The sequence below is a fragment of the Helicobacter sp. 13S00477-4 genome, assembly GCF_002272785.1.
Lineage (GTDB): Bacteria > Campylobacterota > Campylobacteria > Campylobacterales > Helicobacteraceae > Helicobacter_J.
Map to the genome: position 1 here is coordinate 1 of NZ_MLAS01000025.1, position 8,458 is coordinate 8,458.

General features: G+C 29.1%; 12 protein-coding genes. 6 read left to right on the forward strand and 6 right to left on the reverse strand.

Annotated elements, in window-relative coordinates:
• The 4 genes from BKH44_RS08455 to BKH44_RS08470 form a co-directional block, all read left to right on the forward strand.
• Positions 1-124: type II toxin-antitoxin system mRNA interferase toxin, RelE/StbE family (locus tag BKH44_RS08455; protein WP_143428306.1), on the forward strand; the 124-nt coding region annotated here is incomplete at its 5' end.
• A gap of 308 nt (positions 125-432) precedes the next feature.
• The gene (locus tag BKH44_RS08460) at positions 433-2,199 is read left to right on the forward strand and encodes an N-6 DNA methylase (RefSeq protein ID WP_095272372.1); all 1,767 of its coding nucleotides are present in this window, start codon (positions 433-435) and stop codon (positions 2,197-2,199) included.
• Positions 2,165-2,917, forward strand: a complete 753-nt coding sequence (locus BKH44_RS08465) for a hypothetical protein (protein WP_095272375.1) — start codon at positions 2,165-2,167, stop codon at positions 2,915-2,917. Before BKH44_RS08460 ends, BKH44_RS08465 begins: the two co-directional genes overlap by 35 nt.
• Before the next feature lie 223 nt (positions 2,918-3,140).
• On the forward strand, positions 3,141-3,425 hold the full coding sequence (locus tag BKH44_RS08470; protein ID WP_095272378.1) for a type II toxin-antitoxin system RelE/ParE family toxin: 285 nt from the start codon (positions 3,141-3,143) through the stop codon (positions 3,423-3,425).
• A gap of 456 nt (positions 3,426-3,881) precedes the next feature.
• Here the strand turns inward: BKH44_RS08470 and BKH44_RS08475 are convergent, their stop codons facing one another.
• The 4 genes from BKH44_RS08475 to BKH44_RS08490 all read right to left on the reverse strand — a co-directional run bounded on the left by BKH44_RS08475 (position 3,882) and on the right by BKH44_RS08490 (position 5,327).
• Positions 3,882-4,253, reverse strand: coding sequence for a hypothetical protein (locus BKH44_RS08475; RefSeq protein WP_095272381.1), 372 nt, complete (start codon positions 4,251-4,253; stop codon positions 3,882-3,884).
• Positions 4,254-4,305: 52 nt separating this feature from the next.
• Positions 4,306-4,602, reverse strand: coding sequence for a hypothetical protein (locus BKH44_RS08480; protein WP_095272384.1), 297 nt, complete (start codon positions 4,600-4,602; stop codon positions 4,306-4,308).
• Between the two features lie 168 nt (positions 4,603-4,770).
• Entirely contained in the window at positions 4,771-5,085 is a 315-nt protein-coding gene (locus tag BKH44_RS08485) for a type II toxin-antitoxin system PemK/MazF family toxin (protein WP_219349886.1), read from the reverse strand.
• Positions 5,082-5,327: an AbrB/MazE/SpoVT family DNA-binding domain-containing protein gene (locus BKH44_RS08490; RefSeq protein ID WP_095272389.1), complete on the reverse strand. Its 246-nt coding sequence runs from the start codon at positions 5,325-5,327 to the stop codon at positions 5,082-5,084. Before BKH44_RS08490 ends, BKH44_RS08485 begins: the two co-directional genes overlap by 4 nt.
• 97 nt (positions 5,328-5,424) lie before the next feature.
• On the opposite strand from BKH44_RS08490, the gene BKH44_RS08495 reads away from it, so the two are divergent.
• The gene (locus tag BKH44_RS08495; protein ID WP_143428337.1) at positions 5,425-5,835 is read left to right on the forward strand and encodes a hypothetical protein; all 411 of its coding nucleotides are present in this window, start codon (positions 5,425-5,427) and stop codon (positions 5,833-5,835) included.
• A gap of 26 nt (positions 5,836-5,861) precedes the next feature.
• On the opposite strand, the gene BKH44_RS08500 is transcribed toward BKH44_RS08495, so the two are convergent.
• Positions 5,862-6,221, reverse strand: coding sequence for a hypothetical protein (locus tag BKH44_RS08500; RefSeq protein ID WP_095272395.1), 360 nt, complete (start codon positions 6,219-6,221; stop codon positions 5,862-5,864).
• Positions 6,222-6,228: 7 nt separating this feature from the next.
• On the reverse strand, positions 6,229-6,792 hold the full coding sequence (locus BKH44_RS08505) for a hypothetical protein (RefSeq protein WP_095272397.1): 564 nt from the start codon (positions 6,790-6,792) through the stop codon (positions 6,229-6,231).
• Positions 6,793-7,188: 396 nt separating this feature from the next.
• Here BKH44_RS08505 and BKH44_RS08510 point away from each other — a divergent pair, with 396 nt between their 5' ends.
• Positions 7,189-7,959, forward strand: coding sequence for a tyrosine-type recombinase/integrase (locus BKH44_RS08510; RefSeq protein WP_095272400.1), 771 nt, complete (start codon positions 7,189-7,191; stop codon positions 7,957-7,959).
• Positions 7,960-8,458 lie beyond the last annotated feature (499 nt).

Here is an 8,458-nt window from a genome sequence, read left to right on the forward strand (position 1 = left end):
AGGTGAATATAAAGATTTTAGAGAATGCCATATCTTGCCTGACTTATTGCTTATCTATCAAAAGAGGGAAGATATTTTAATCTTGAATGCTTTTAAATTAGGCTCACATAGTGAATTGTTTTGAAATTTCAATTTATATTTTTTGGAATTTGTTTTTAGCCTATTACATAAAGAATGAGTAGAGTAGAGGTAATCACTAATCTTTATCAAATTCATAATAGTGCATTAAAAATATTAGAATGGTAAAATATTAATTTTTACAAAGTAATGGATATAGGTTTATATGGTTTAAAGGATTGAAATGAGATTATAATTCATAGATAATGGCGATGGAATGAATATTGAGGATATTAATAGCAAATATCTGAATGCAGGATATGCTAGAAGGGAAAATAGAAGAACATAAAATAATAAAATTATCAAGGGAATATAATGGCAGAAAAAATAATTGATTGCATTTCTGGTAAAGAAATTGTAGCAACTCCAGAAGAAAAATATGCTACGCAACCTTTTTGTAAAATTTTGATGGAAGATTATGGTTATGAAAAGTCGATGATTGTTACTCGTCCTCAAGTTAGAGTAAAAACTACGCCTTCGGATAAAAAAGGTTATCCTATGGATATTGTAGTCTATGAAAATATAGCGGGCAATAAAGAAATTAAGATGATCGTAGAATGTAAAAAACCTGATACTAAATTTAAAGAATCAGAAAGAAAACAGCTTGAAATTTATATGTCTTTTTCAGGTGCTAAGATAGGCGTTTTATATAATGGGAAACAAAGTCTTTATCTTTATAGGAGTAAAAAAAATGATCTTGATATTTTTAAAGAAATGCCCAGCATTCCTAAAGCTTATGAGAATATTAATGAGATTGGTCTTTATAAAAAAGAAAATTTGAGACCAACGCATAATTTAAAAAATGTTTTTGAAGAAATTCGAGGGTGGATAGTCGCAAATGGAAACATTACTCGAGATGATGAAATTGCTTCTCAAATGATATTACTTATGCTATGTAAAATTTATGATGAGAGATTTAGTGAATCAGATAAAAACTGTGAGTTTAGGGCAACACTCCAAGATAGTGATGAAGATATAGAAAACCGTATAAAAAAGCTTTTTATTGCTATACAGGTAAAATATGAAGATGTTATTACTTCAAAAGATCAAATTCTTTTTAATGCAAAAACTCTCAGAGGCATTATTGGAAGACTCCAATCTTTTAGTATCATTCAAACGGAAAGAGATGTCATGGCAGATGCTTTTGAAGTTTTTATTGATAAATCTGTTAAAGAATCAGAAGGTCAATTCTTTACACCCCGCAATGTTATAAATATTATTATTGAGGCTATAGATATTCAAAAGAATGATAAGATTATTGATAGTGCTTGTGGTAGTGGTGGATTTCTTGTGCAATCTTTAAGAAAGCTTGAATCTATTATTGAAGAGGAAGGAGAAAAATATGGCTGGAGTACTGCTGCTAAAATTGAAGAAGTAAAAACTCTTGCTATAAAAAATATCAGGGGAATTGAAAAAGACCCATTTTTAACCAAGCTTTCTAAATCCTATATGGCAATTCTTGGTGATGGAAAGGGTGGTATTTTTAACGAAGATGCACTAGAATTGCCAAAAAATTGGTCATTACAGACGCAGGCAAATGTAAAGCTAGGAGATTTTGATATTCTCTTAGCAAATCCTCCTTTTGGAAAAAATATAAAAGTTGAGGGTAGGGATAAGCTCTCTCAATATCAATTATCTTATTATCATCAAAAAGGAAATCCAAAACTTAAAAAACAGGGCAATGTATCCACATTATTTTTGGAACGCAATATGCAGTTTTTGAAAATAGGTGGTAAACTTGGAATTATTTTGCCTGAACCTTATTTTGCCTTGCCTTCATATAAAGAATGTATTGAATTTATGTTTAAAAATAACAATATTTTATGGATTATTGATTTGCCACATAATACTTTTAGACCTCATAATAATGCTAAATGTTGTGCTATTGTTATTCAGAAAGGGATGCCACAACAAGAGTATATAAATATGGCAGTTGCAGAATATATAGGGCATGATCATCAAGGTAAGCCTATTTATGATGACAATAAACAAATTAAAGATGATACTTTTCAAATCATAAAAGAAATAATAGCTTCAAGAAAAAATAGTGATTCAAAAATATTTCAGGGGGGGGGGGGATAAATCATTAACTTTTAAAGTAAAGACCAGTGAGGTTGTTTCAAAAGGCATCTTAGTCCCTAGATTTTATTGGAAAGAAAAAATAACAAAAATTCAAAGGGAAGCGAAGAAAAAAAATATTTCTTTAATACCCATTAAACATTTTCTTAATGAGGGGATTTTAGAAACTTTTAGTGGACATGGTTCTCCAAGAGGAGAATTGAAGGGAACTGGTGATATTCCTTATATTCGGGTCAAAGATATAGTGAATTGGCAACCTTATATTGATATAACTTCTTTAATACCCAATGAAGAATATGAAAGGCTTTATAATGTTAAAAAATCTTTAAAACCAAAAGATATTTTATATGTAAGTAGGGGTAGTTACAGGATTGGAAGTGTTGCGATGGTGTCTCCATATGATGGAAAAATGTTATTAACCAGAGAGATAATTATCATCAGAATGAAAGATGAACAAAACAATTATGGTATTACTCCAGAGTATTTACTTTATGCCCTTTCCCATAGGTTTGTTTGGGAACAAACTAAAAACAAGGTCTTTTATGAACCTTGTTTGCCAAATATAGATGATAGGTGGCAAGAAATATTAATCCCTATTCCTAATGATAAAAAAATATATGAAAGTATTAAAAGGAATGTGGCAGGTATTATTAAGCAACAATGGAATTCAAAGCAAAATCTTTCTTTATTGCGTGAGGAACATGATGTATTTTTGGTTTAATAATTATAAAGTTGATTGGTTTATTTGTATTACAATAGTAGTATAAAAAAACGGAAGAGCCAATGAACAAGTGGTTAATCTAAGGATGGATAAAATAGCAGTTTCTCATCTCTTGATAGTTATGCTAAAGAGCTTAATATTACAAGATCAAGCCTTATTTCTAAAGCCATAGAAAATTATTATGATAAGCTTGATGATTTGAAAAAATGTTGAAAAAGACACGATGAGTTTGAATCCTGATTTGGTAGCTAAGTTTTTTGAAATTATTGAACTGATGGATAAAACAAATTCTGCTAATCTTGGAATGCCTTATACAAAATCTTTGAATAATGGATTATTTGAAATCAGACTAAAGGCAAAGAGTGGGATTGCTAGAAGCGTGTTTTGTTATTTTGAAAAAAACTCAATCGTGATTTTGCATACTTTTGTTAAAAAATCTCAAAAAACACCTTTAAAAGATATAAACATCTGCATACAAAGAAAAAAGGAGCTTTTGAATGAAAAATAAAATAAATCTTCAAACCTACAACAAACCTACAACATCAATGAACTTAAAGCAAAGTATTTAAAAGGAGAGGCTTTAAAAGAATATCAAGCTCTTGAACCTCTTATTGAAATCAAAGCTAAAATGCTTTTGAATTATCAAAAAAGCAACAAGCTAATGATTTTAAACTACCTATTCTATTGAATATAAAAATTATAATGGTTGGGGAGTAAAAAAAGAAAATGTCTACCTCTCTATTATAAAAAGCTCTCTAATATCAAATTTTCATCAGCAAAAAGATTTCAATAGCAATGTGAGTATGAAATATGGCAAATAACCCTAAAAATGAAGCTACTATCCAAAAGACAGAAGAAAATATCTTCAATCATGATTGATTGCGAATTAATCAAATTTTCTATTGATTTGTTAATATAATTAGTGTATCATTTTAATACATTTCGGATGTATAAAGTTACTTTATCAATATCCGTTCGCCCCTTTAAAGGGGATTTTGTATTTTTCTAGCATATCTTCTTCAAAACATTCCAAAACGTCATTTATAAAGATTTTTATTTTATTTGGATAGATTCCGTTTGTAGATTGATTTTTTTTAACATAAATCTTTGGAATTCTGTATCCTTTTTTTGCATATCCTATTTTTAACAAATTTTCCCAATGAAATGCACGATTGCGAATGATTAAAATTAAATTCAGAATAATCTTCAATTTTAAAACATTATCGTTTATTTTATGATTCTTATTGTGATAGTTTACAAGATTGATTCTGTCAATATTGATTACATCTTTATAGGAGCATTTGATTGATTTTTTATCCAAAACATAAGAAGCCATATTAAACCAAAAGCCAAATGACATTCTTGATATTAGCTGATCATTTGTTATATTATTTTTTAGTTGTTAATTTGTTGATTTCCTCATTCAATTTTCTATATATAATTGATTTATGTCCTCTTAATGCTAAATATTGATTTTCTTCATCTAGTAACCTATATAAATCATGTATCCATTCTTCTTTTATTTGTTGCATAATTTTATTAATTCTATTTCTAACTACCAGCTCAATAATGGCGATTGGTTTCGTAAGCTCTTGAATTAAGCTTAAATTGAGGTTGTGTTCTTCTATGCTAGAATAACTATCTATTCGATTTTTTGAGAAAAGTGCATAATATTTTTCTATCATTTGTATATCCTTATTTAGTTGAACCATTATATAAATATTCATATAATAATATTTATATTTTATTTTTTAAGGATATAGATTATAATATAAATATTATTCAGAGATAAAACAAATTATGATGAAATTTAGTATTATTATCTTATTTTGTCGATTTTTTATTATTTTTATTTAATATTCAAACATCGTGCTTAAAATTTCACATAAAGAAATACATTCTTGTTTAGACAACTCGCCTATTTTGCTTATCAATCTATTTTTATCAACACTTCTAATTTGATCGCATAATAAAAGAGATTCTTTTTTATTGAAGTGAATTTTTAATCTAGTAGGCAGATCAAATCCTTTTGTTGTCATAGGAATAATAATTCTTGTATGTAAGGCATTTAATTCATTAGGAGATACGATAACGCAGGGTCTAGTTTTTTTTATTTCTTTTCCTTGCGTAGGATCTAAATTAATATACCAAATTTCAAATCGTTTCATTCCCAACCTTCAAAATCTAAATCCAAATTTAAAAATTCATCATTGTCTTTTTGGTTGATCTTTAGGGCTAATTTTATTTTTTCTTCCCAATTCTCCCTTTTATTTATTGGTATAGGCTTTAAAAGGAGTCCATCTTGAACGATTTCAAAACTTATTTTTGAATCTTGTAATTTCATCTTTTCTATATAAGCTTTTGGGATTCGAATTCCCATTGAGTTGCCAATCTTAATTAAATTTGTCATTTTGATTGCCTTTATATGTTATCTTTTCGTAATTATATTGTAAATACATAAATATTTTTATTGAACCTTAAAAACTAATAAAAGCGAAAGGGTTGAGATGATGGTCAATGGCATCAGATCATCAAAAAGCATGGCAGCTTCAGGTGGACAACTTGAAGGGGGTAGCTATAAAGGACAGCACTATGCTATCAATACCCGAACAAGCCTAACAATGGGTTATACTGCAAGTGGTGGAGAAGCTTATAGTGCTATGATTGGTGGCACTGCAGAAAAATTTGGAGGACTACAAGTTATGGAAACTTCTTTAAGAGGCTGGGCTATCGCTAAAACAACTGGTCAAGGAGTGTTGGATACTGCAAACACAATAAGACAATTTGGCACAATCGGCATGAGTATTCCAGGCGTCAGGAACCTTCCAGGAGTGAAAGCAGCTTCTAAATTTGGCACAGGTGCTGAGTCAAAATCAGGAGGTGGGGGTTCAGGCTCAAACCCTAAAGGAAACGGCTGAAGTTGAGTTTTTTAAAAAACTCAACTTCAGCCGTTTCCTCCTACATTACTTGAGCCTGAACCCCACATGGCGACTTCATACTTGTTGTATATGTCTACAAATTGCGGGATAAAGGTGCTATAACGAGTCAATAAAGGTTTGAAATCTTGTGGTTTTACAACCTCTTCTGCTACATGATCAAACAACAAAAACCTATCCTCACCTACTATTTGATTTTCTTTTCTCTCAGCGAACTTAGCCAAGAACTCTTTACAATAAAAGTCAATTTGGATTTTTACCCTATTGATGACATATTTTTCTTTGTCTGACCAATTCTCAATCCTCTCCTTCCCTACTCTGGAATCTGAAAGTTTGTCTACATAATCTTTATCTAGCTTTTTTTTCATACCCACCTCAAAATATTTCTCTGTGATGGGGGGGGGATAAATCAAACTTCCGCATTTTCTCAGTATCGATTGCTAATTTTTTCCTGAGGAAATCAAAATCTGATTTTATTTCCATCAACATCTTAGCTCTTGCGTATTCAACTGCTTCTGTAGAAAGGACGAATTCTCCTTTTAGCATACGCCTCCTTAGTGTGTCTTTTCCTTTGACTTCATCTCCAGCTCCTAGCAATAAGATAAATTCTTCATACATAGGGTGTAATCTATCTAAAATTAGTTTTTGATACAAATAATCATCATTGAGTCCAGCAAATTTAGTAGCCTTCTGTGGGTCTTCTAAAAACTGGATATGTTGTTTTTCACTATCTCTGATTACTTCTAAATTCTCATCTCTGAGCAATCCAACATAAAGTCTATCTCTATACCTCTGTATCCTACAAGTAAACAACCAAGCAAATGCGTGATAGAAATATTTTTCTTGTTGGTCGATAGCATTTTTAAGTCTATTATACGCATAGGACTCATAACTATTATCAGCAATATTCATTGTATTAAGCTGTGTGAAAAATCCCATTAAAAACTCCTTTTTAAATTCAAATTTAATAAAATCCTATCATAACCATCAAGAAAATTCAAATGAATTTGAAGTGTTTTAAAAACTTTTAAAAGCATAGATTAAAAGTTAAATAAATATGTTAATAATATGATTCATGATGACTTAGTCAATCTGTTCATTGCTATTTTGGCAATAATCGTAAATTTGTTTAGTACAGAAATACGATATTTAAGGATAAACCAAAATAGCTTATTTCTGATAGTTATTAACTAAAATTGTCCACTTCTGCAAGAATAAAAAGACAGAAGGCAATCACTTGTCAATAATCATAAAAATAGAAGATACTAATCATCAAAAATAAGCCTATTAAAAAATATTTTCTTACTCTTTTATTAGCTATAAATAGTATATACTTTGAAAGTATATACTATATTTAGGAAAAAAATCAAAATTGATACAGGAAATTTAATTCAAGATTTGATTCGTTGGCAATATTTTTTTATTGATAATTTAAAAATGAGGAATAAAAGTATTCATACCATTAAATCATTTTCAATCAAGATAGAAGACTTTATAGAATTTTGTAGAACTCAAGATGAGATAGGAAAAATCAGTGAATTTAATAAAATGTTTATTAATTTATTTATCCTTCAAACTAGAGAATCTATTCTGAAAAGAAAACCAAAAAATAAAAAATCAGTTTCTAATTGGACGATTAATACTTATATTACAGCTTTAAGAGTCTTCTTTAGTTTTATAAGTGATAATAATGATGAGTTTATTGATTTAATGCCATTGTTTCAAAAGTTAAAACCATTAAAGGTTGAAACAGAGGTATTGAGATTCACACCTGAAGAAAACAATAAAATACTATCGCAATTACAAAAAGAGAAGCAATCAAAAAATATAAAAAAAATAAGGAATATCGCAGGGATTTATATTTTATATTTTTGTGGTTTAAGGGCTTCAGAATTATTAAATATAAAACTTGAAGATATTAGCGTGATCTCAGATGATTTTTTTAATATTAAAGTCAATGGCAAGGGAAACAAGATTAGGAATGTTCAGATTAGAAAAGCAATTTTAGGAGATTTGTTGCATCAAATTTGCATCAATCTTAAAGACAAAGATAGACTATTTCCAATTACCTATAGCACTCTTTATAACAATACTAATGCTTTTTAAAAAGATGCTGTATTTTTAATAAAAGAGGAAATCATATTTTTAGACATAATTTAGCTACTTTATTGGTAAATAAAAATACCAATATGCAAGTCATTCAAGATATACTGGGTCATTCAACCATATCAACCACAGGAAAATTTTATTCTCGAGTGATGGAATCAAGCAAAATAGAGGCATTAGGAAAGATACAATATTAATATCGTAGAGTAACTTAAAAAAACAAATCCCAAACTAATCAAGAATACTCCTTCTCGCTTGAAAAGCTTATAGGTATTCTGGAATACAAAAAGATTTTTATATGTAATATTTAAAAGCATTTTTATTTTTTTAAAATATTTGGTTTATTATGCAGGCACACTCTTGAATCTAAGTGGGGATAAAGAGCTAGAAGGACAATATGTAATCAACAAAGTGAGCCATAGTATTGACTCAAGTGGCTGGCGGATTCTTGTGGAGTTTGGGTGAATTGCACTTGATTTTTATTATCAAAAATGATAAT

Bases quoted from the DNA above. Each gene is read 5' to 3' on its own strand.
- BKH44_RS08460 (WP_095272372.1), top strand. From the start codon at position 433: ATGGCAGAAAAAATAATTGATTGCATTTCTGGTAAAGAAATTGTAGCA.
- BKH44_RS08500 (WP_095272395.1), bottom strand. From the start codon at position 6,221: ATGAAAAAAAAGCTAGATAAAGATTATGTAGACAAACTTTCAGATTCC.
- BKH44_RS08505 (WP_095272397.1), bottom strand. From the start codon at position 6,792: ATGGGATTTTTCACACAGCTTAATACAATGAATATTGCTGATAATAGT.
- BKH44_RS08495 (WP_143428337.1), top strand. From the start codon at position 5,425: ATGATGGTCAATGGCATCAGATCATCAAAAAGCATGGCAGCTTCAGGT.
- BKH44_RS08490 (WP_095272389.1), bottom strand. From the start codon at position 5,327: ATGACAAATTTAATTAAGATTGGCAACTCAATGGGAATTCGAATCCCA.
- BKH44_RS08470 (WP_095272378.1), top strand. From the start codon at position 3,141: ATGAGTTTGAATCCTGATTTGGTAGCTAAGTTTTTTGAAATTATTGAA.
- BKH44_RS08485 (WP_219349886.1), bottom strand. From the start codon at position 5,085: ATGAAACGATTTGAAATTTGGTATATTAATTTAGATCCTACGCAAGGA.
- BKH44_RS08475 (WP_095272381.1), bottom strand. From the start codon at position 4,253: ATGGCTTCTTATGTTTTGGATAAAAAATCAATCAAATGCTCCTATAAA.
- BKH44_RS08480 (WP_095272384.1), bottom strand. From the start codon at position 4,602: ATGATAGAAAAATATTATGCACTTTTCTCAAAAAATCGAATAGATAGT.